22 protein-coding genes are annotated in these 22446 nt (G+C 44.2%); 13 read left to right on the forward strand and 9 right to left on the reverse strand.

All coding sequences use genetic code 11. The features are described from left to right. Positions 1-54: 54 nt before the first annotated feature. Complete coding sequence (locus O3Q51_07200) at positions 55-564, reverse strand: heavy-metal-associated domain-containing protein (GenBank protein ID MCZ4408588.1); 510 nt, start codon at positions 562-564, stop codon at positions 55-57. Between the two features lie 55 nt (positions 565-619). Between O3Q51_07200 and O3Q51_07205 the strand changes: the two genes are divergently transcribed. The 6 genes from O3Q51_07205 (at position 620) to O3Q51_07230 (ending at position 6177) form a co-directional block, all read left to right on the forward strand. Next, positions 620-1549 carry a DMT family transporter gene (locus tag O3Q51_07205; protein ID MCZ4408589.1) on the forward strand — a complete coding sequence of 310 codons (930 nt, stop codon included), beginning with the start codon at positions 620-622 and terminating at the stop codon, positions 1547-1549. A 76-nt stretch (positions 1550-1625) separates the two neighbouring features. Then, positions 1626-2117 carry a 50S ribosomal protein L21 gene (rplU, locus tag O3Q51_07210; protein ID MCZ4408590.1) on the forward strand — a complete coding sequence of 164 codons (492 nt, stop codon included), beginning with the start codon at positions 1626-1628 and terminating at the stop codon, positions 2115-2117. A 6-nt stretch (positions 2118-2123) separates the two neighbouring features. Beyond that, a complete protein-coding gene (gene rpmA / locus O3Q51_07215; protein MCZ4408591.1) occupies positions 2124-2390 on the forward strand; it encodes a 50S ribosomal protein L27 in 267 nt (88 codons plus the stop codon). A 111-nt stretch (positions 2391-2501) separates the two neighbouring features. Next, positions 2502-3785 (forward strand): serine--tRNA ligase, encoded by a 1284-nt coding sequence (gene serS, locus O3Q51_07220; protein ID MCZ4408592.1) that lies wholly within the window; start codon positions 2502-2504, stop codon positions 3783-3785. Beyond that, positions 3782-4336 (forward strand): hypothetical protein, encoded by a 555-nt coding sequence (locus O3Q51_07225; GenBank protein ID MCZ4408593.1) that lies wholly within the window; start codon positions 3782-3784, stop codon positions 4334-4336. The genes serS and O3Q51_07225 overlap by 4 nt, the downstream gene beginning before the upstream one ends. Before the next feature lie 173 nt (positions 4337-4509). Further along, complete coding sequence (locus O3Q51_07230; GenBank protein MCZ4408594.1) at positions 4510-6177, forward strand: tetratricopeptide repeat protein; 1668 nt, start codon at positions 4510-4512, stop codon at positions 6175-6177. Here the strand turns inward: O3Q51_07230 and O3Q51_07235 are convergent. Genes O3Q51_07235 through O3Q51_07245 form a run of 3 tightly spaced genes read right to left on the reverse strand, consistent with a single transcriptional unit; the run spans position 6174 to position 9349 of the window. Beyond that, entirely contained in the window at positions 6174-7364 is a 1191-nt protein-coding gene (locus tag O3Q51_07235; GenBank protein ID MCZ4408595.1) for an MFS transporter, read from the reverse strand. The genes O3Q51_07230 and O3Q51_07235 overlap by 4 nt on opposite strands. Before the next feature lie 45 nt (positions 7365-7409). Continuing rightward, complete coding sequence (locus O3Q51_07240) at positions 7410-8123, reverse strand: lysoplasmalogenase (protein ID MCZ4408596.1); 714 nt, start codon at positions 8121-8123, stop codon at positions 7410-7412. Continuing rightward, positions 8123-9349 (reverse strand): sterol desaturase family protein, encoded by a 1227-nt coding sequence (locus O3Q51_07245; protein ID MCZ4408597.1) that lies wholly within the window; start codon positions 9347-9349, stop codon positions 8123-8125. The genes O3Q51_07240 and O3Q51_07245 overlap by 1 nt, the downstream gene beginning before the upstream one ends. 56 nt (positions 9350-9405) lie before the next feature. Here O3Q51_07245 and O3Q51_07250 point away from each other — a divergent pair, with 56 nt between their 5' ends. From O3Q51_07250 to O3Q51_07265, 4 genes are all read left to right on the forward strand, one after another. Then, on the forward strand, positions 9406-9720 hold the full coding sequence (locus O3Q51_07250; GenBank protein MCZ4408598.1) for a DUF4286 family protein: 315 nt from the start codon (positions 9406-9408) through the stop codon (positions 9718-9720). Next, on the forward strand, positions 9707-10492 hold the full coding sequence (gene rsmA, locus O3Q51_07255) for a 16S rRNA (adenine(1518)-N(6)/adenine(1519)-N(6))-dimethyltransferase RsmA (GenBank protein ID MCZ4408599.1): 786 nt from the start codon (positions 9707-9709) through the stop codon (positions 10490-10492). The genes O3Q51_07250 and rsmA overlap by 14 nt, the downstream gene beginning before the upstream one ends. Before the next feature lie 70 nt (positions 10493-10562). Then, positions 10563-11927, forward strand: coding sequence for a magnesium transporter (gene mgtE / locus O3Q51_07260; protein MCZ4408600.1), 1365 nt, complete (start codon positions 10563-10565; stop codon positions 11925-11927). After that, positions 11924-12874 (forward strand): NAD(P)-dependent oxidoreductase, encoded by a 951-nt coding sequence (locus O3Q51_07265; protein MCZ4408601.1) that lies wholly within the window; start codon positions 11924-11926, stop codon positions 12872-12874. The genes mgtE and O3Q51_07265 overlap by 4 nt, the downstream gene beginning before the upstream one ends. On the opposite strand, the gene O3Q51_07270 is transcribed toward O3Q51_07265, so the two are convergent. The 4 genes from O3Q51_07270 to O3Q51_07285 all read right to left on the reverse strand — a co-directional run bounded on the left by O3Q51_07270 (position 12854) and on the right by O3Q51_07285 (position 16250). Next, entirely contained in the window at positions 12854-13603 is a 750-nt protein-coding gene (locus O3Q51_07270) for a hypothetical protein (protein MCZ4408602.1), read from the reverse strand. The genes O3Q51_07265 and O3Q51_07270 overlap by 21 nt on opposite strands. Positions 13604-13745: 142 nt before the next feature. Next, entirely contained in the window at positions 13746-14465 is a 720-nt protein-coding gene (locus O3Q51_07275; protein MCZ4408603.1) for a hypothetical protein, read from the reverse strand. A gap of 33 nt (positions 14466-14498) precedes the next feature. Further along, the gene (locus tag O3Q51_07280; GenBank protein MCZ4408604.1) at positions 14499-15773 is read right to left on the reverse strand and encodes an aspartate kinase; all 1275 of its coding nucleotides are present in this window, start codon (positions 15771-15773) and stop codon (positions 14499-14501) included. A 3-nt stretch (positions 15774-15776) separates the two neighbouring features. Further along, complete coding sequence (locus O3Q51_07285) at positions 15777-16250, reverse strand: GNAT family N-acetyltransferase (protein ID MCZ4408605.1); 474 nt, start codon at positions 16248-16250, stop codon at positions 15777-15779. 105 nt (positions 16251-16355) lie between these two features. Between O3Q51_07285 and fbp the strand changes: the two genes are divergently transcribed. Genes fbp through O3Q51_07300 form a run of 3 tightly spaced genes read left to right on the forward strand, consistent with a single transcriptional unit; the run spans position 16356 to position 21495 of the window. Continuing rightward, positions 16356-17384, forward strand: coding sequence for a class 1 fructose-bisphosphatase (fbp, locus tag O3Q51_07290; protein MCZ4408606.1), 1029 nt, complete (start codon positions 16356-16358; stop codon positions 17382-17384). A 2-nt stretch (positions 17385-17386) separates the two neighbouring features. Further along, on the forward strand, positions 17387-20746 hold the full coding sequence (gene mfd, locus O3Q51_07295) for a transcription-repair coupling factor (GenBank protein MCZ4408607.1): 3360 nt from the start codon (positions 17387-17389) through the stop codon (positions 20744-20746). A 44-nt stretch (positions 20747-20790) separates the two neighbouring features. Next, positions 20791-21495 carry an outer membrane beta-barrel protein gene (locus O3Q51_07300; GenBank protein MCZ4408608.1) on the forward strand — a complete coding sequence of 235 codons (705 nt, stop codon included), beginning with the start codon at positions 20791-20793 and terminating at the stop codon, positions 21493-21495. 21 nt (positions 21496-21516) lie between these two features. On the opposite strand, the gene O3Q51_07305 is transcribed toward O3Q51_07300, so the two are convergent. Further along, positions 21517-22392, reverse strand: a complete 876-nt coding sequence (locus O3Q51_07305) for a bestrophin family ion channel (protein ID MCZ4408609.1) — start codon at positions 22390-22392, stop codon at positions 21517-21519. Positions 22393-22446: the final 54 nt, after the last annotated feature.

A 22446-nucleotide genomic window follows, 5' to 3' on the forward strand; every position in this document is an offset into this window, starting at 1 on the left:
CAAATAAAAAACCCCTCGAATGGAGGGGTTGTTCAAAATTTCTTGTGCCGAATATTAAAAAAGACGTGTAAAGACCGAAAAGATATTGGGTAATTGATACTCCAATTCGGGTTTGTACACACTTACTTTTTCCTCTTCCTCTTCTTCAGTTTGATTCCCGGCTACAACATGCTTCACTTCTACTGAATTCACCTTATAGTGACCATTAGCGATAGCTTGAACCGCTTCAATCATTTCTTGTTCGCTTACTGTATTTGCATCAAACTCAACGATTGCGTAGTTCTCTTCGCCTTCGCCTTTAAAATCTATGTCAGTATTCTTTACACCTTCGAGACCATTCAACTCACCGGCTATTTTACTGCCGCACATCATTTCACAAGCCATACCATCAATGGCAATATTGGCCAAATACTTTTCGGTAGGCCCCGATTCTTCTGTGAAAGAAATATTAACATCTGAGTTGGTTTTAACGTCTTGAGCTTGATCAGTACCCGAGCAGGCACCAAGAATGACAAGCGAAACCATGAACAGAGGACGAGTAATATTGTTAAGCCTTAATTTCATTTTGTGTTGAATTAATTAAACGACTTTTGCGCACACAAAAATATACAATTTACCATTGAGGGCCAAGGCAAAACAGCGACCACCCGTACAAAATTCATCTGCTGAACTGCGACACTGGGGAATGCTGTTCCTTACGGCAGTCATCTGGGGCAGTTCTTTTATCCTTATAAAACGCGGGCTTTTCACTGCTGACGGGCAAGAGCTGTTCACCCCACTTCAAGTTGGAGCCATGCGAATACTCTTCGCGGCTATGTTCATGCTGCCCTTTATCTACAACAGATTTCAAACGTTAAAAAATGGTAAGTTCAAATACCTTCTTGCCGTAGGCGTATTTGGAAACGGGATACCAGCCTTTCTTTTCGCAATAGCCCAAACAGAAATACCGAGTGCGCTGGCGGGGATGCTGAATGCTTTGGTACCCGTATTCAGTATGTTGATCGGCTTGGCTGTATTTGGAGTTCGAATTAAGTTGCTTCAGGCCATCGGCGTATTGATCGGTCTTGGCAGTGCAGTTGGTCTCATTCTCAGTACGGGCCAAATAGACGGAAGCACCATCAATATTTCATATGCGCTACTCATAGTAGCAGCAACCATTTGCTACGCTATCAGTCTAAACGTGATTAAGCAGTACCTGCAAGAAGAGTCGGCAGTATCGATCACGGGACTAGCCTTGGTGTTGGTGAGTCCTGTCGGATTGGTCATTCTTCTTTCTACTGATTTTATTTCGAGGGTTGATTCGATAGACGGTGCATGGACAGGAGTTGGATCCATTTCGATCTTAGCAATATTAGGCACGGCAATTGCCCTGATGGTGTTCAACAAGATGGTTAAAGAAACCTCGACTATTTTCGCCTCTTCGGTTACCTACCTTATTCCACTCATTGCCATAATTTGGGGATTGATAGACGGTGAAAACCTAGTAACAAGTCAAGTAGCATGTGCCTTTACGATGCTAGGCGGGATCTTTTTGATCAATAGAGGTTAGTATCTTTGCATACCAAGGATTTCTCCGTATATTTGCCGCCCTTTTAGAATATTTATAACCCCATTTAAAAGACGTTATGTACGCAATTGTAAACATCGCGGGGCAGCAACTGAAAGTTGCAAAAGATCAGCAGGTCTATGTCAACCGTCTTCCTAATAAAGAAGGAGACAAAGTGACATTTGACGAGGTTTTGCTAGTTGAAAACAACGGCAAAGTTAGTGTTGGCGCCCCGGCTGTAAAAGGTGCATCAGTATCTGCAAAGGTAGTTGAGCACTTGAAAGGAGATAAAGTTATTATCTTCAAGAAGAAAAGACGTAAAGGTTACCAAACCCGAAACGGTCACCGTCAACTGTTGACTAAAATCGCTATCGACGGAATTTCTGTAGGTGGAGCTAAGAAAGCTGCAGCAAAGAAAGAAGAGCCAAAAGCAGAAGCAGCGCCTAAAAAGGAAGCTGCTCCTAAAAAAGCCGCCGCTCCAAAGAAAGAGTCAGCCCCAAAGGCAGAAGCAAAAAAGGCAGCTCCTAAAGCAAAAGAAGATAAATCAACTCAAACTGACGAGAAAAACTAAGACACCATGGCACATAAGAAAGGAGTCGGAAGTTCGAAAAACGGACGTGAGTCGGAAAGTAAACGACTCGGAGTAAAAATATTTGGTGGACAGCCAGCTATCGCAGGAAATATTATCGTGCGTCAGCGTGGTACGAAGCATCATCCTGGAGTGAATGTGGGAATGGGTAAAGATCATACCCTTTTTGCACTTACCGATGGTACCGTTGAATTCCGCAAGAGAACCGGAGATAAGTCTTTTGTTTCGATCGTTCCGGCGAACGAGCAAAACTAGTCCTATATCAATCATACTGAAAAGGGGTGTTAGTCACCCCTTTTTTTATGTCCATATCAAAAACGAAATCAGCTCATTAATTGCTAATTTCGTCTTTCAATTTTCAATCAAATGTTGCAGACAAACATTCTCAGAGAGAATACCGAAGACATCCTTCGCAGGCTCGAAAAACGAGGCGATAGCAACCTGAAAAACTTGGTTACTGAAGCACTCGATCTGGACAAGAAAAAACGTGAAAGACAAGCTGAGTCTGATGCTCTTTTGGCCGAATTAAACAAAGCCTCCAAAGAGATAGGAAGTCTTATGAAGGCCGGGAAGCGTGAAGAAGCGGAATTGGCAAAAGCCAAAGTAGCAGAGATCAAAGCCAAGTCTCAAGAGATGAAACAGGAGTTTGGTTCTCTGGAAGCAGCACTCAATAGCGTCTTGTACCAAATACCGAATATTCCGAATGAACTGGTGCCTTCAGGCAAGACGGAAGATGACAACGAGGAAATCCACAACGAAGGTGAAATTCCCGACTTGGGAGAACACGCCAAGCCGCATTGGGATCTTGCCGAAGAATATAAACTCATCGACTTTCAGACAGGAGTGAAAATTACCGGAGCCGGCTTTCCCCTCTATACAGGAAAAGGAGCGAAGCTTCAACGTGCATTGATCAACTTCTTTTTGGACGAAGCCGACAAATCAGGCTACGATGAGGTCATTCCTCCATTTGTAGTAAATGAAGATTCAGGTTATGGCACAGGTCAGCTTCCCGATAAGGAAGGACAGATGTACCACGTAACTGAAGATGATCTCTACCTCATCCCAACGGCAGAAGTGCCAATCACAAATGTTTACCGAGATGTGATCATTGATCCAAGCGACCTTCCCATAAAGCATTGTGGATACTCTCCTTGCTTTAGAAGAGAGGCGGGTTCTTACGGCAAAGACGTCAGAGGTCTTAATCGACTACACCAATTTGAAAAAGTCGAAATTGTGCAAATCGCAAAACCTGATGACAGTTACCGCCTCTTAGATGAGATGGTTAAACACGTGAAAGGAATATTGAAAAAACTTGAGTTGCCTTATCGCGTTTTACGATTGTGCGGTGGCGATCTTGGCTTCACTGCTGCGATCACCTATGATTTCGAAGTATACAGTGCAGCACAGAAACGCTGGTTGGAAGTTAGTTCTGTCTCGAATTTCGAAGCTTTTCAGAGCAACCGCCTCAAGTGTCGGTACAGAGTGGAAGAAAAGAAAACGGAATTGGTACACACTTTGAACGGATCGGCTATGGCTTTACCAAGAATTATGGCAGCCCTTTTAGAAAACAACCAAAAAGAGGACGGAATCGTCATTCCTGAAGCATTGCAACCGTACACGAAGTTTTCAAAAATTGAAAAGAAAAAATGAAAAGAGGTCTTGCACTAGCATTTGTAATTGCGGTAGTCATCACTAGCTGTCAGCAAACAAATTTTCAAAAAGAAATCGTTACCATTGACTCATTGTTGGTGAAATTGGATACTATCGATCTGATGCATCGGAGAATTGATACGACAGATTTCTCTAAGCTGGGGCAAAAGTTTAGTGAAAATCTCTCCTATGTGCAAAAAGTCTATACCTCGAGAGAAGATACGATGCCAAAAGATGTGGCTCTGCTCATGTCAGATTATCGTGCACTCAAAAAGCCGTCAAAAGGACTGAGAGACAAGTATCAACGAACAAACGAAGAACTCAAATTTTCTAAAAGCCAATTGGCAGACCTTAAGCATGATCTTCAAAACAATCTTTTGGACTCAACCCTCGTTCAAGATATGCTGCTAGATGAAAGTGAAGCAGTAAGCGCTATTGAGAGTTCCGTGCAAGAGCTTAAAGTAAGCAGCGAATTCACGAAAACAAAACGCGCCGAGCTGGAACCCCGTATAGATAGTCTCATACAAGTACTAAAACAAAAAGAGTCATAAAACACTTAATTACCATATTCTTTTTTGCTTTATCCGTTATAGCTTTTGCGCAAACGGGAGATGAGCAACTGGCTTCTTTTTACCTCGATTCGGGTGAATATGAAAAAGCCAAACTTTACTACGAGAAGCTCTACGACAAAAAGCCCACATCAGAATATTACAAGGGGCTTCTATTGTCTTACAAAGAGCTGGGTGAATTCAAGGAAGCCGAAAAACTAATCAAGAAACAAGGGAAGCGTAGTAATTCGAATACCCTCTTTATCGACTTAGGCGAAGTCTACGAAGCCCAAGGAGAGGACGACGATGCTCAAAAAGCTTATCGCGAAGCCATTGACGCACTTCCCAAAAGCCAAGGAATTGTAATCCGAACGGCCAACGAATTCATTCGACTCAACAAGCTGGAGCTGGCTCTTGAAACTTACCAGGAGGGCAAAAAACTACTCGAAGGCCGCTATCCGTTTAGCTATGAGATAGCAGGACTGTATGGCACCATGGGAGACCAAGAGCGCATGATAAGCGAATACCTCGATCTTCTTGCGTACAACGAGGCCTATCTGCAAACCATCCAAAACGCCCTAAATCGTAGTATCAATTTCGAAGAGGATGATGAAGGAGTAGAAATGCTTAGAACGGAGCTACTTCGGCGAGTTCAAAAAAATCCCGACTCCGTTATTTATGCGGAAATGCTCATATGGTTATTTCTTCAGGACAAACAATTCAACTCCGCCTATATCCAGCTGAAAGCACTTGACAAACGCCTGGGGGAAGATGGTCAACGACTTCTTCAGTTAGCAGGACTTTGTACCAATAATGGAGAGTATGACGTAGCGGAAAAGTGCTATCAATACATCGCCGATAAAGGAAAAAGCAATCCGTATTACAACTATGCACGAACGGGTGTTTTGAAATCGAAATTTCAAAGCTTGAGCACAGCCTTCCCGCCTGACACGGTGGCCTTACAAGCACTGCGCACTGAGTACGCGGGCACATTGGCCGAGCTTGGAGTGAATAGTGAGACCATTGGTCTGATGCGCCAAAAAGCACTGTTGGAAGCTTATTACTTGGGTGATCTTGAAGCGGCAAACACGACCCTAAATGAGGCGCTTGATGCCAACATCCCTACCCCGACGATGCGTGCCGAAATCAAACTGGATCTCGCAGAAATCTTAATAGCCAAGGACTACATTTGGGATGCATCACTTCTCGCTTCGCAAGTAGATAAAGACTTTAAAAATGACATTTTGGGTTCGAAAGCTAAATTTCTGAATGCCAGAATCAGCTATTATAATGGTGACTTTGAATGGGCCCAGGCGCAACTTGACATTCTGAAAGGAAGCACCTCTAAACTGATCAGCAACGATGCGATGGAGCTTTCTTTGTTGATTTCTGACAACCTGAACCTGGATACCATTCTCGAGCCGATGCTCATGTATTCTCGAGCTGATTTAAAAGCGATTCAACGAGATTACAGCGGGGCAACTGCTACCTTGGATTCTATCTTATCAGAATTTCCAGGGCACTCATTGAAGGATGAAATCCTAATGCTAAAAGGCCGCATGGCCGAGAGTCAGTACAATTATGAATTGGCCATCACCTTCTACGAGCAAGTTTTAACAGATCATTATTTCGATATCTCTGCCGACAACGCACTCTACCGAACTGCCGAATTGTATGAGGATAAACTTAGCCAACCAAGCAAAGCAGCAGACTTATACAAGCAGCTGATGGTTGACTTCCCTGGAAGCCTGTTTGTAGTAGAAGCTCGAAAGAGGTTCCGCAACATCAGAGGTGACGAGCCCAACACGGAGACACCTCGAATCATTCCTGAGAAAGTTCCTTAATACTGGTCCTTGATCTTTCTCAATATAAAGAAAGACAAGACGCTAGTTGCTATCCCGATGTATCCAACAATGTGAAAATTCCCGAAAGTTCCATCGGGGAATTCAATCATGATCAAACCCGCGCAGAAAGCGGCTACTCCTTGCCCAAGACTTAAAAGCGAAGAACGTAAGCTCATAAAGGTTCCTCGATAATCCGGATGAGCTGTACCTATGATCATTGCGGATGCGGGTACCATTCTACCCGCGGCAAAAACAAAGAACAGACTGGAAAAAATCAGGACATACCATACTGGATTGGGCGACATGTTGGTAATGGCAAAAATGGGAATGAGCGAAATGAGCATAAGGACAAGAAAGGTTTTCAAACGCCCATAGCGGTCGGCAACTTTCCCAAAGAAAGGCGATGTGAAGACGGTAAGTGCCCCTCCAATCAAGTAAATATAGGTGAGTTGAATCTCTTCAAAACCTACATTGGCCACCATGTAAGGAGAGATAAAAGGAATGATGCTGAATTGACCAAATACGATCAATAGGGTAAAAGCAAAAGCCAATAGTTGATTCTTATCACGAACGACATACTTCAGAGCGACAAGAGAGTTTTTCATTCGCGTTCCCTTTTCCTTTCGGTGAGAATCTATGGATGGCACCAATTTTATAGCAAAACCCAAGAGCATAGTGGCAAAACCAGCGATCATAAAAAAGGCCACTTCCCAACCGAATTTCGTTCCTAAAAACAAGCCAAGCGGCACTCCAAGTGATGCCGCAGCAGAAAACCCTGTCATCACAATTCCGATGGCCTTTCCACGATTTTTATTCTCAATAACGTCTCCCACAATAGCCAAAACAAGGGCTCCGATTATTCCTCCGAAAAGGCCGGTCAAGGCCCGAGCGGCCAATAGCATTTCAATGCTATTAGCGAAACCCACCAAAAAAGTACTGATGATGAATCCCGAATAAAGAAAGATGAGTGCTTTGCGACGGTCAAAGAAATCGAGTAAAAATATGGCAGCAACCCCTGATATCGCAGCGGCAAAGGTGTACGACGAAATGACCGCACTCCACATTTCGGGGCCGATATTGAAAATTCGCTTAAACTGAGGTCCCAGCGGCATCATGATCATAAAATCCATGATGTGAGTGAAATTGATCCCCGCCAAGACGATCATTAAACCTAGTTGCTTTTTCACCGCGCAAAGGTAATTCCATCCAGCGCCCTGCCCTATCAGTTTCGACTACAGGGATATAGATTTGGACGATACGTCGCGCAATTGACGCACGGCCCCTCTGGTTATGCCGTATTGGGCCAACCCATAGGTAAGCATGATCAGCAGATGAGAGTGATCCAGCTCGCGAACGAATTTATTCCAAGCCAAAAGGCTATCTGACGCCACAAAGAAGAAAGCTCCTGCAGCTATCCAAAGAAAAGAAGCTGTACTCACTTTCCTGAATCTGTTAAGGGCGATAAGAAGCATAAGCGAAATAATCATGGTATATACCATCACAGGGGCGATCATAGAACCGAGAAAATCCTTGATGGCATTGAAGAAAAACCACCCATAGGCTACGACTAAAAGCATTGCCCATCCGTATTTCTGCAAAAATTTGATCTCATGATTGACCAAATATGTTTTCGTAAAGGCAGCAATAAATAGAATATGAGCTACCAGAAAGCTTCCTAGCCCGAGCACGAAGTACATAGATGATTCCTCCTGAAAGATCAATAGCACATCTCCCATAAGTGAAAAGAATAGTCCTGATAAAATCAAATAACCAAACAAATTCCTCTTCTCGCTTTTTAGCAGGTCAACCAAGAAATAAACGATCAATACACCCAAGATGGCAGGCTTCGAAACACTCGCAATCATTATTTGATCTATCTCTCCTGCGAAAATATGTAGGGCTAAAACCAAGAAATAAAGAATGGAAAAGATGGTATCTCGATTCACTATGAGCGCGCAATTTTATGGAAACTCAATCGGAAGACAACAAGCGCTGATATGATTGAGAAAGCCACGACTAAGATGGGAATCCACAATGGAAAAAGATCCCGGAAGAACAGGAAGAGTGCCACTCCTATTGAGACGAAAAAACGAAACGATTCCATTCTCAAACCATAAGGTCGATCGTCAAACAATGTCCCCAATGAAGCCACTGAATAGATAATTACGGCGGCAATTAAAAATTGGAATGGCAATTCGAACTTGGTAAGATTAAAAAGAAAAAGAGCCGTAAAAGCCAATAAAATCAAGTATTGAGAAAAAAGGTAATAATTCAGGTTTGGAGAAATCTCAATCTCGTACTTACGATAAGTCCTCTCGTCCACTTCCTTCGGTTTTTGAAAGCCACCCATTTCTTCGGGGTACCATCCGGGAGGTGCAAAGGTGAATCTCACCTTATTGACAAAACCCGGAATCGTTTTCAGTTCACGCCATAGTCGAACAAATGGCTGGACGTTGGCAGTGACAGGGTTCCACGAATTAGTGGGAGTCGTAATGCCATAAGTCGGCGTTTCTTCTTCGCGCTGAAAAGTCCCGAACATTCTATCCCAAATCATCAGAGTCCCTGCGTGATTTCGGTCTATATATTTCGGATTCCTGCCGTGGTGAACTCGGTGGTGGGAGGGCGTGTTAAAAAGGTACTCGTACCATTTAGGTAATTTCTTGATGACCTCTGTGTGAATCCAAAATTGGTAAAGCAAATTGAATGCTCCCATCAAGAGGAACCACTCCGTCTTAAAGCCAAGAAAAGCCAACGGAAAGTAGAAGTAGAAAGTGAACATTTTTTGGAAAGTACTTTGGCGCAAAGCCACCGAAAGGTTGTAATCCTCGCTCTGGTGATGCACCACATGGCCGAGCCAAAACAGATTGACCTCATGACTCATGCGGTGAGCCCAGTAATAGAAAAAGTCTACTCCGATAAATGCGATGACGATCCAATACCATGTATCCTCCAATGTGAAAATCCTGAAATTGTCATAGATGAAGGCGTAGGCCGCCACGGTAAAAACCTTGGCGAAGACTCCCGTTAGCTGTTCTACAATTCCACAGCTTATATTTGTCACCGCGTCATTGAGTCGATAAATTTTTCGATCCTTAAAATAACCATAGGCTACCTCCATTCCGATCAGAATGAAGAAAACAGGGATCGCGAGAATAACCGGATTAACGTCCATGACAAACAAAATTACAAAACCTTCGCCCAATCAATCAAGATTAAAGACATTGCAACATGATTTTGTACAACGTTACGGTAAACATTGATCACCTATCTCACGAGGAGTGGCTCAAGTGGATGAAAGAAGTTCACATCCCCGATGTATTGGCTACGGGGCTATTCTTTGATGGTAAACTTTCACGAATACTTGCAGAAGAACAAGGAGGAAAATCATACAGCATCCAATACTTGGCCAAGAGTATGGACGATTACGAGCGCTACCTGAAAGAACACGCTCCAAGACTCCAAGCCGAGCACGAAAAACAATTTGGCGGAAAGTACGTAGCCTTCCGAACCTTACTGAATGTGGTGCACCATGAAAAGAGTTAGAGCCAAAAAGCATCTCGGTCAGCATTTCTTAACCGAGCCTGACATTGCGCAGCGAATTGCCGACTCGATCAAAGACGAGGTGGGTGTCAGGCGAATTTTAGAGATCGGCCCCGGAACAGGAATCTTCACCCGAGCTTTGATGACTCGAAGGGAATTGGAGCTAAAGCTGATCGAAATCGATACCGAGTCGGTTGAGCATCTCCACGAGCGCCACCCCGAATTGGGTAACCGAATAATCGAGGGCGACTTTTTAAAAATGGATCTCAATACCCTTTTCGACGGGAAGCCATTCATCCTTGCGGGAAATTTCCCGTACAACATCTCCTCGCAAATTCTATTTCGAGTGGTGGAGAATCCAGAACTAATGCCCGAAATGGTCGGTATGTTTCAAAAGGAAGTAGCCGAAAGAGTGGTATCGGGTCCAGGAAGCAAGGTGTATGGCATTTTGAGTGTGCTGATCAAGGCATTCTACGATTCGGAATACCTGTTTACGGTAGAACCAGAGTCATTCGACCCTCCTCCGAAAGTAAAAAGCGGCGTAATCAGATTGGTACGAAACGACAGAAAAGAACTGCCTGTCCCCTACTCCTTTTTCAAAAGCGTAGTGAAAGCAGGATTCAACCAAAGACGCAAAACGATGAGGAATAGCTTGTCTGCATTTTTGAACGACGACCTAAAGGCGGAACTGAGTGAAACACTGAGCTTGCGCCCAGAGCAATTGGGATGTGAGGAGTTTCTGGAATTAGCTGTAAAACTGAGTCCGAATCGATAAAACTCTCTGTAGAACTATTTCCGGGCAATAGCTCTCCCTCCTTTTCCCTTTTCTTACTTTTGGGCTCGTCATGCAGTTCGAACTCACAAAAGAATACCTCGACGACCTTAGCGATGCCATCGCCGAGGGCCGCGACTCCTTTTTGGAAAGTGAGCTGGAGGAATTGCACCCTGCTGATATCGCTGAGATATTCGATAAGCTAAAAGCTCCCGAGCTCAACTACCTCTTCAAACTTCTCGAAAGCGAGAAGGCAGCCGATGTGATGATCGAACTCGATGAGGACGATCGGGAGAAACTCCTGTCGACACTTACATCAAAAGAAATTGCTCACCGCGTAATCGACAACATCGACTCGGATGATGCCGCCGACGTACTCGCCGAACTTACAGACGAAAAGCAAGCGGAAGTAATTTCGCACATTACCGACGACGAGCAAAGAAGCGACATCAGCGACTTGCTGCGCTACGACGAAGATTCAGCAGGGGGAATCATGGCCAAGGAATTGGTCAAAGTGCGTCAATCATGGACGATAGCGCGTAGCATTAGAGAAATGCGCAAACAAGCCGAGGACATCGATGATGTCTACACTATTTATGTCACCGATGATGAAGACAAGTTGGTTGGCACACTTTCGCTAAAGGATCTTCTTTTTTCCTCATCTTCCATAAAAGCTACCATCGCGGATATCTACTCGGAGCAGCCTCTGAACTATGTTTACCCTGATACATCCGGTGAGGATTGCTCAAATACGATGGAGAAATACGATTTGGTTGTTTTGCCGGTGGTTGATCATGACATGACCTTACTCGGTCGAATCACGATCGATGATGTGGTAGACCTCATCAAGGAAGAAGCGGAACGCGACTACCAACTAGCGTCGGGTATCTCCGAATCGGTTGAGTCAGACGATACCGTTTGGCTCTTAACACGTGCTCGTCTCCCGTGGCTGCTCATAGGGCTTTTGGGCGGAGTACTGGTGGCTCAAGTAATAGGAGTATTCGAAAAGACCTTGGCTGAAGTAGTTGAGCTCATGGTATTTGTACCTCTCATCGCCGCCATGGGAGGAAATGTCGGGGTGCAATCATCAGCAATTGTGGTACAGGGCTTAGCCAACAAAACCATTGGTACTGGAAGTATACTTCAAAAACTCACCAAAGAGCTTATGGTAGCTCTGGTAAACGGGCTGATCTGTGGGTTAGTGATTTTGGCTTACAGCATACTGTTTATGGATTCTCTGGCATTGAGTTACACTGTAGGAATTGCGCTGTTTTCTGTAGTTATCATTGCAGCACTTTTCGGCACCTTGGTTCCCTTGGTTCTCGACAAAGTCAAAATTGATCCAGCATTGGCCACTGGTCCGTTTATCACCACAATGAACGACATCATCGGTTTGAGCGTCTATTTTATTTACGCCAAATTCTTTTTCGGACTTTGAAAAAAGTGCTTTTCATCGATCGGGTTCACCCCATACTGGAGGAGGAATTGACCAAAAACGGCTTCATCTGCGAAGCGGATTATAGCGGTAATTACGAGGTAATAAAAAATAAACTTTCAGATTATCATGGTCTGGTCATTCGCAGCCGAATACCAGTGGATCAAGCGTTTCTGAAAGCGGGATCAAACTTAGAATTTATCGCCCGCTCTGGGGCTGGCTTAGAAAACATCGATTTGGCTGCGGCCAAAGAATGCGGCATCGCAGTTTACAATTCGCCGGAAGGCAATATGGATGCCGTGGGAGAACATGCCATCGGAATGCTGTTGAGCCTGTTCAATTATCTCAATAAAGCCGACCGTGAAGTCCGGGCAGGTATATGGGATCGCGAAGGAAACCGTGGCCTGGAGCTAGCTGGAAGAACCGTTGGTATCATCGGATTTGGCCATATGGGCTCGGCATTGGCGAAAAAGCTTTCAGGTTTCGACTGCCGAATTCTCGCTTACGACAAGTACAAAAAGGGATACGCGCCAACATACGTTGAAGAGGTTTCCCTCGACATTGTGAAAGCCGAAAGCGATGTGATTTCAATTCATCTTCCGCTCAGCGAAGAAACAGATCGGTACGTGGACACCGAATTTATCCGCTCTTGCAAAAAGCCTTTCTTTTTAATCAACACCGCCCGAGGCCGGCATGTAGTAATCAGCGACTTACTGAAGGGGCTGGATGGAGGCAGCGTTCAAGGAGCTTGTCTCGATGTTTTGGAATATGAAAAGAAATCTTTTGACCTCACTTATCACGAAATGCCTGAATCATTCAGGCTGCTTGCCGAAAACGAACGAGTGATTTTAAGTCCGCATGTAGCGGGATGGACGAGAGAGAGTTATCTGAAGCTGTCGAGTTTCTTGGCGGAGAAGATTCTAAAAACTTCAAAAGGAAAAGGCAATTGACAGGCAGATACCAGTGACGTTCTGCGGTGCTAGAAAAGTTGAGGGTCCGAAAAAACCAAAACCAGGCTTAGTAACCAATTGAGGGCCTGAATCAGCACCTATAAAAATACAAACCGCACCCCCGTAATCACTTCGAACTTTTAAGCCAACCTTTGCATAACCCAGTATTCCTCCTTCTTCAAAATCAGTTTCGGTAAGATACCCGTAGCCAATACCTAAGGCCAATATAGGCCCAACTCTCTTACTCCCCGAAAATCTAAAATCGAGATTCAAAGGCAGAACCAACGACTCTGAATTAATAGGGACACGCAATCCTGATCCTAAACCTATACTGACAGTCCCCCCGAATTCCACAGCAGGTATTAAACCGAAATTCAGAGATGCAACACTTTCTGCATTCTTTCGACCAAATGCAATACCCGTATCGACGATCAGACCGAATTTCACCTTTTCAGATTTTTGATTAAACTCATCTCGAATGAGTTTGCCTTTTGCATTGCGCTTGGCCTCTTGGGTTATTAGTTCAATAACCTTCCAGTCTATCTTTCTTATGAGACTATCCATCGTCTGTATTGTCACATAATCGTTTGGAATATTCTCCAAAATATCGCCTCTCACAACTTCAGCTGATTTGAGCAAGACCACATCCTGCAAAACGTATTGGGCGCGAGCACTATCGAAAATCAATAGAGCACTCAAGAGAAAAATGATAACTGCGAAACGTCTCATAGAATTGGTAGATCTTAGTTTCCTGTTCTATATTTCTTCAAAATGCTTTTAAAGCAAAGAGAGCCGTTCAGGCCATATGCTCGACTAGCGATACACCATTCATATCTTTTCAAAATTCAGTTTTACCGTGAGATCAAACAAACTAAATTCTCATGGCCACAGAAAAGGTGTAAGAATATGTTTGCAGAATCAACTCAGGAGCAAACATAAATGCGGTTCCCCTTGATTGGAGCGAGTTGTATCTGGGCATTTCATCAAGACCAAAAAGAATTGCTACTGATCCTCCTCTAAGGTTTTTAATCTGAATACCTAAAGAACCATATCGGATGTCACCCATTTGCCCGACTCCGGGGTCGTCACTAAAGGCTTTGCCTGCACCTAAAACCAAGATCGGTGCTATTCTCTTTATACCTGAAATTCGGAGATCAATACCGAGCGGGTAGATCCGTTTAGGGTTGCTGAACCTGATACCTGTACCAACTCCTATGGTGATCCAGTTGGAGATCTGCAGTGCAGGAACCGCAGTGAAACCGGCAAAGTTGAACCCGTTGCTCCCGGGACTATACCTCCAGCCCATCACAGGGGCAACAATAACTCTAAACGACATCCCTTTGGTAGGTCGATAATTTACCCTCACCAACTGCCTGTCAGTCAGGGTACCTACATCTTGAACGATTGCATAAATCTGCTCTTTGGAAATGCGAACAAAAGTGGTGTCGGCCATGAGTATCAAAACCGCATCACCTGAGTCATTAATTACCTCGCACCGGATAACCTCGGTATCTTCAAGAATAAGAGCATTGTTTTGGGCATTCCCGAAGAGGAAAAAAATTGCAAAGAAGAAAAAAAGTGTGAGTCTCAACTCTATTTGTATCATTCCTAAATCCAGTACAAGTTAATCAGATTCCATCAAAACCATCCTTGCCGTATTCCGACTTTTCTGTTCCACTAGCACTTTTTTACCAATCAGCAATCGGCTGATCGTCTCTTGATCATAATGCCTGATGGTCACTAGTTCGCAAGGGCGATTGTAGAGCACCTCGTAGCGATCGATAAATTTCTCCTTCAGCCTTTCCAATTTCTTTTCGTTGTAGTCTACACAAATAGAAAAGTTAAGCGCCGAGTTTTGCATCAAATTCGTCTTGATACCGTGTTCGACAAAATACCCGAAAAGCTCGCTGAGGTTATCTTCATTTACAAAGGAAAAATCTCGTGGCGTAAAGGAAATCAAGATTTGATTGACCTTAAAAATATAGGATGGAACCAGCGAATCGCTAAAGGTACTTGAGTCTATTCGCGTTCCTTCTTCGCTATGGTTCAAAAATGATCTCACAAAGAGCACGATCCCTTTGTTCTGAAGCGGCTTGATCGTCTTGGGGTGAATAACCGAAGCGCCGTAATAGGCCAGCTCAATCGCCTCTCGGTAGCTGATTCGCTTCAACATCACCGCATCGGAGAAATACTTCGGGTCGGCATTTAGTACACCGGGTACATCTTTCCAGATGGTGACATTCTCGGCCTGCAAAACATAAGATAGAATGGCCGCGCTAAAGTCGGAGCCTTCCCGGCCAAGTGTCGTCACGTTCAATTCAGCAGTGTGACCAATGAAGCCTTGGGTCAGCATGAGCTTCTTGCCTTTGGTATTGGGCGTAACCTTTTCCCATTCAGCTTTCACTAAATCAGTGGTTTTCTCCCAGTTCACTCTCGCCTCCCGATAGGTCGAGTCGGTTCTAATCAATCTTCGGGCATCGGCCCAATGGCAATTCAACCCTTTAGAATTGAGATGGTGCGCAATGACAGTGGTGGAAAGGACTTCTCCGAAACTCACAATTTGATCGTAGTCAAAATCGTAGTTATCTGAAGGCGACCTTTGAAGTCTGGACTCCAGCTGACCAAAAACGGGATCGATGGCATTCTTGATCTCATTGGCACCATCCAGCCCTGAAGCGATTGCCTCATGGTAGCCGCGTATCTCGGCCAGTCGAGTAATCATTTCATCGCTGCCACTCGTGTATGCATCCACCAATGATTCGAAAGCATTGGTCATTTTTCCCATTGCCGAAACCACCACTACCAAGTGATTGGCAGGATGGCTTTCGATAATTTTCGCAACATTTTGTACTCCCGCCACATCTTTAACAGATGCACCCCCGAATTTGAAAACTTTCATCTCTTATTTGCTTTGCAGTTCTTCCCTTGTAAATCTGCCATCCACCCACTCGGTGCTCAAGTTGGCTCCGTATTTTTTGTAAAAGGCTATGGCCGTTTCGTTCCAATCGAGCACTTGCCAATCCATACGAGCATAATTGCGCTCTTTGGCGATGCGCATCACTTCTTCAAAAAGCATGGCTCCGATTCCCTTTCTCCGCTCAGATGCCTTCACCACGAAGTCCTCCAAATGAACGGCTCTGCCTTTCCAAGTGCTGTATTTCTCGTAAAACATTGCCGCTCCCAGGATTTCATTATTGCCTTCAGCTACGATGATTTCCAGAATCGGATTTTCTCCGAAACTATCTTCCAATAGCTGTTCATCCGTCAGTACCATTTCATCAAGGGCCTTTTCAAAATCAGCCAACTCCGTAATCAGAGCATGGACTTGAGGGATATCGTCAGGGCGGGCGTCTCGGATTGTCACTTCACTTTTCATAGAAACAAAGGAAAGCTTTTTTCAAATCTGAGCATGCTTAGATATGCCTAAACGTGGCTTTTCCATTGAAAAATCCTCATATTTGTAGATCTACTGAAAACCACTATGAGTAAACTAACCACGCTCGGAGAATTTGTCATTGAGCGCCAATCCGACTTCCCGTTTGCAAAGGGAGAATTATCCCGTTTATTGAGTGCCATTCGTCTAGCGGCCAAAGTAGTTAATCGCGAAGTCAACAAAGCGGGTCTCATGGATGACATTCTCGGCGCCGCAGGGGAAGAGAATATACAGGGTGAGCAACAGCAAAAACTGGACGTCTATGCAAACGACAAAATGATTGCCGCGCTGAAAGCACAGCAAGAAGTTTGCGGAATAGGTTCGGAAGAAAACGAAGATTTTATTGCCTTTGACAAAGGAGAGGCCGTTTGGGGTAAATATGTGGTATTGATGGATCCTCTTGATGGTTCTTCCAACATTGACGTAAACGTGAGTATCGGGACGATTTTCTCCATTTACAGAAGAAAGAGCAAACCGGGAACCGTAGCCACATTAGATGATTTTCTGCAGCCGGGAGTTGATTTGGTGGCAGGTGGCTATGTGATTTACGGATCTTCTACCATGCTCGTTTTCAGCACGGGGAATGGCGTGAATGGATTTACTCTTGACACTTCGATCGGTGTATTTTGTCTTTCTCATCCAAATATGAAAATACCCGAAGACGGAAGCATATATTCCATCAATGAAGGAAACTACAAGCAATTTCCTGAAGGAGTAAAACGATATATCAAGCACTGCCAAGAAGAAGATGAGGCAACAAACAGACCTTACACCAGCAGATATATCGGCTCATTGGTGGCTGATTTTCACAGAAACTTGATCAAAGGAGGAATTTACATTTATCCCCAAACGGGTGCCAATCCTGAGGGTAAGCTTCGGCTGATGTACGAAAACATTCCATTAGCCTTTCTTGTTGAGCAGGCTGGCGGAAAAGCATCTGATGGAGAACGGCGCATCATGGAAATAAAACCCGAACACCTTCATCAACGCACACCGCTATTTATTGGATCTAAGAAAATGGTGGAAAATGCTGAATCATTTATGAGAGAGCATAGCCCTGCGAAGGTGAGTACCTAAGGATGAACATAAGCGAACTCGCGAGAAATTACACTGAGAGCACCAAAACTCTCGCTATTTCAACAGCACTAAAAACAGAAAGTGCTCGACTTGCCGTACGCGGAATAGTGGGTTCAGGAATGGCATTTTTGGCGCAAGCCATTATTAAAGAAAGCGGAAGAGATCACCTTTTCATCTTTAACGATAAAGAGGAAGCCGCCTACTTCCTGAACGATCTACAAAAGTTTGAAGGCAAAGAATTCATAACTGCATTCTATCCTGAAAGCTACCGAGTTCCCTATGAAATTGAAAATACCGACAACTCGAATATTGTACTCAGAGCAGAAGTGCTGAAGGTGATTTCGGGTAAAGGGAAAAAACCATGCGCCATCGTGACCTATCCCGATGCATTGGCCGAGAATGTGGTGACGCGAAAGCAGTTGGGAAATCATACTTTCAGGGTGGAGGTAGGCAAGTCCTACAGCATCGAGTTCCTGAATGAGCTGCTCACCGAGTACGAATTTCATCGAGTGGACTTTGTGTATGAACCAGGTCAGTTTTCCATTAGAGGTGGAATCGTTGATGTCTATTCTTTCGGCGAGGACTTCCCTTACAGAATCGAATTTTTCGGTGATGAAGTTGAGTCGTTGCGTCAATTTGACCCAGTCACTCAACTTTCGACAAAAACCACTAAAAGATTTACCATAATCCCGAATATTCAGCATACATCGATGCTTGAATCTCGCGAGAGCTTCTTGGATTTTATCGGCAACGAAACGGCCATTTGGTCAAAAGATGATTCCCTGATTTCCGACCGACTCGACCATATTTTTGGCGTAGCCGAAAAACAATTTGAAAAGCTCAAGTCAGAACTCAAACGGCTTCCTCCCAAGGAACTTTATATAAGTGGAGAAATCTTTGAAAGAAAGAGTGAATCTTATCGAAAAATTGGATTCGGCTCGGGCTACTCTGACACTGATTTGAAGTTTGATTACAATCAAGCTCCTCAGCCAAGTTTCAACAAGAATTTCGATCTACTCATCAAGAATCTTCATGAGAATGAAGATAAGGGGTACGCCAATTTCCTCTTCAGCTCGAATGAAAAACAGGTGGAGCGACTGGAGCGAATCTTTGAGGACCTCGATGCGAAAGTCAAATTCACCCCGATTCTCACGGAAATTGCCGAAGGCTTTATCGATAAAGACCTGCAAATCTGCTGCTATTCAGATCACCAGGTTTTTGAGCGATACCATCGATTCTACCTCAAAGAAGGGTTTAAAAAAAATAAAGAAGCTCTGACTCTAAAGGAGCTCAGCAGTCTTCAACCGGGAGATTTCGTGACACACATCGACCACGGAGTTGGAAAATTTTCGGGCCTTGAAAAAATCGATGTAAACGGAAAAGAGCAAGAGGCAATTAGGCTCGTTTACCGCGACAACGACATTCTTTACGTGAGTATACACTCCTTGCACCGCATCAGTAAATACTCGGGCAAGGATGGGAATCAGCCTTCGATCAATAAACTGGGTAGTGCTGCTTGGCAAAAGACAAAAGCTAAGACCAAGAAGCGGGTTAAAGAAATTGCATATGACCTGATCAAGCTTTATGCGAAGCGAAAAGCCAAAGAAGGTTTTGCATTTTCTCCCGACAATTATCTCCAAACTGAGCTGGAGGCCTCTTTCATTTACGAGGACACACCCGATCAGATGAAGGCTACACAAGCTGTGAAAGAAGATATGGAATCTGCTTCACCGATGGATCGATTGGTATGTGGAGATGTGGGATTCGGAAAAACGGAAATTGCCATTCGCGCCGCGTTTAAGGCCGTTTGCGACAGCAAGCAAGTGGCAATCTTGGTTCCTACTACGGTATTGTCTTTACAGCATTACAAAAACTTCAAAAAGCGATTGGAAGATTTCCCGGCTCGTGTCGGACTATTGAATCGGTTCGTGAGCGGCAAGAAACAAACCGAAACATTGAAGGCCTTAGCTTCGGGTGAGATTGATATCATGATCGGCACCCACAAGCTGGTTGGTCAGAAGGTGAAATTCAAAGACCTCGGATTATTGATTGTCGATGAAGAGCAGAAATTTGGTGTAGGGGTAAAAGACAAGTTAAAAAACATGAAGGCCAACGTGGATACGCTGACGATGACGGCTACGCCAATTCCGCGAACGCTACAATTCTCGATGATGGGAGCGCGGGATTTAAGTATCATCAATACAGCACCACCAAATCGCTACCCCGTTCAAACAGAACTATTTACGCTTAATGAAGAAGTCATTCGTGATGCCGTGAGTTACGAGATCAGTCGCGGCGGGCAGGTTTTCTTTGTTCACAATAAGATTCAAAATATCCAAGAAGTGGCTGGTATGATCCAACGCTTGGTTCCGGGTGCACGGATCGTCATTGGTCACGGTCAAATGGATGGCCCAAAGTTGGAAAAAGTAATGACCGATTTCATAGAAGGAGTGTTTGACGTGCTCATCGCTACCACCATTATCGAGTCAGGAATCGACATTGCCAATGCCAATACGATGATCATCAACAATGCCCACGAATTTGGCTTGAGCGATCTACATCAGCTGCGCGGTCGTGTCGGCCGAAGCAATAAAAAGGCTTTTTGCTATTTGATTTCTCCACCGCAGTCCATGCTTTCTTCTGAAGCCCGAAAGAGGTTGCAGGCGGTCACCCAATTCAGTGACTTAGGAAGCGGAATGAACATTGCCATGCGCGATCTCGACATTCGTGGTGCAGGAAATCTATTGGGAGGTGAGCAAAGCGGTTTCATCAACGACCTCGGCTTTGAGACATATCAGAAAATCCTCGACGAAACGGTTCGCGAACTCAAGGAAAACGAATTCAAAGAACTGTATCACAAAGAGACCGAAAGAACAGGTGATTTTGTAAGTGACTGCGTACTCGAGACTGATCTGGAGATTCTTATTCCAGACGATTACATCATCGATATTGCCGAAAGGCTGAGTATATACAGAGATTTGGACAACCTCTCTACTGAAATAGAACTTGAAGACTACAAATCGAAGTTGGAAGATCGCTTTGGAGAAATACCACATCAAACACAAGATCTTTTAAATGCGATTCGGCTGAGGCGCATGGCGAAGGAAATCGGTTTTGAAAAACTGAATCTCAAGAGTGAAAAGCTGATCGGCACTTTTGTCTCGAATGCAGAATCGGCCTATTTCCAAAGTATGGCTTTTACGAAAGTCCTCGATTTCATTAAGAATAACCCTCCGGGATACAAGATGTACGAGAAAGGAAACGGATTAAGACTGTCGAAATTTGGCGTAAGGACTATCGACGAAGCGATTCTTGCTTTATCTCCTTTGCACCTCGAAGTCGAATCAGTTACCTCACTCTAAAACCTATGGCATAGGGTTTGTCGTATAGGTACAAAACCGTGTATATGAGAAGTCTCATCGTTTTGTTTTTCATTGCTATGCCTTGGAGTCTTTTGGCTCAACAAGGAAGCCAAGTGGTACTTGAACCGGTAAACCGTCGCTCCTTCACGCTTTCAGGAGGGTTTCAAGTGGTTAACCCGCAAGGTGAATTCTCAGAAAACTACGAAGGAAATCCATTTGGAATCTTCGCGGCTCTATCGCTACCCATTCTCGATTTGCCCATCGAAGTGGGCGGTGGATTCGTTTGGAATTCCCTTTCGAGTCAAAGTCAATCTGTTAGTATTGAAAATAATCTGGTGCCGGAACGAGACAGAGGAGATTTATTTGTGAGAGGAAACGCTTACACCTACCAACTCCATGGAAGGCTGAGACCATTGGATGGAAGATTCAGACCGTACGGCGAACTCTTTACAGGAATAAGAACTTTCAGCGTTACCTCAGAGTTGCAGCTCGATAATGTAAATCAAGCCTCGGGAGACTTAGCCGAAAGAGACTTCACATTTATAGCCGGATGGGCTGTGGGTTTAAAATACAGGCTTATTCCGGGAATTTTCCTAGAGGCCAGGTATGATAATCAAGCGGGCGGAGAAGTGACTTATATTGATCCGACTTCTGTTGTCATTGAGAATGATGGGAGCTTCTCCTATGACACAAAAAACTCGAAGACCAAGCAATGGGCGGTGTCGCTAGGAGTAGCCTTTAGCTTTTAGGATTTGACCATTTGGCATCTCCTACATCAAAGCTCCACCTTTAGGCTTTAACTTTTCAGGAATATCAGAATCGCCGATTACTTCTTTTAAATCTATTTCGATGGTCGTGCAGATATCAGTCATTGCGACATCGGTTTTCCACCCCGCGAAAGGTTTGGACATTACGCTACCTATCACATAAATCTGATAAAAAATCCAGCTAATGATGACCGTAATAGGAATAATCAACCAAGAAGCAGAAAACTCTATAAACCTTTCTATAAAGGCAAAAGGGAAAAAGAAAACAAAGACCACCAAGAAGCTCATGGTATAGTAATCGTATGGCATTGGCAGAGGTGTGCTTTTAATGCGCTCCGCTCGACCTTGCAGGTCTGTGATTCGGGTAAGTGTATCATCCATTTGGATGTAGCTGAAGGTATCCATGGTCTCATGAGCATTCAATTCCTTAATCGCGTATCCCATCAGCATACCTAAGTGCGTAGCTTTGTTTGTTTTGGACATTACGTTTGCATAATCATCTTCTCGTAAGTGTTTACCTACCGTGGTCTTCCACTCTTCCGAATCGTCCTGACTACGCAACTGAAGTCTCAAAGCATTGATAAAAGCGAGTTGTGTCCTTACAATTCTTGAGCAGTTTTCCCAGAGTTCGGGTGTTACTTCCGTTCGATCTACAATGGTAAGTGCTTGGCGCGTGAAGGTTCTACTCTCATTGACTATACCACCCCAAATCTTTCGAGCCTCCCACCAGCGCTCATAAGCCGAGGTATTTCTAAAACCCAGAATAATGGCTAAAGCAGTTCCCAAAATACCCACGACACCCGTTGGTATGGTTAATTGATGCTGCTTAAAAACTACGTGAATAACCCAAACTAAACTGCTACATATCAGGCTGTACAAGATATTTTTCCAAGAATAGCGAATAGAGGTATCTAACCGGAAATGTTTTCGGAC

The sequence above is a fragment of the Cryomorphaceae bacterium 1068 genome, assembly GCA_027214385.1.
Classification (GTDB): Bacteria; Bacteroidota; Bacteroidia; order Flavobacteriales_D; family Cryomorphaceae; genus JAKVAV01.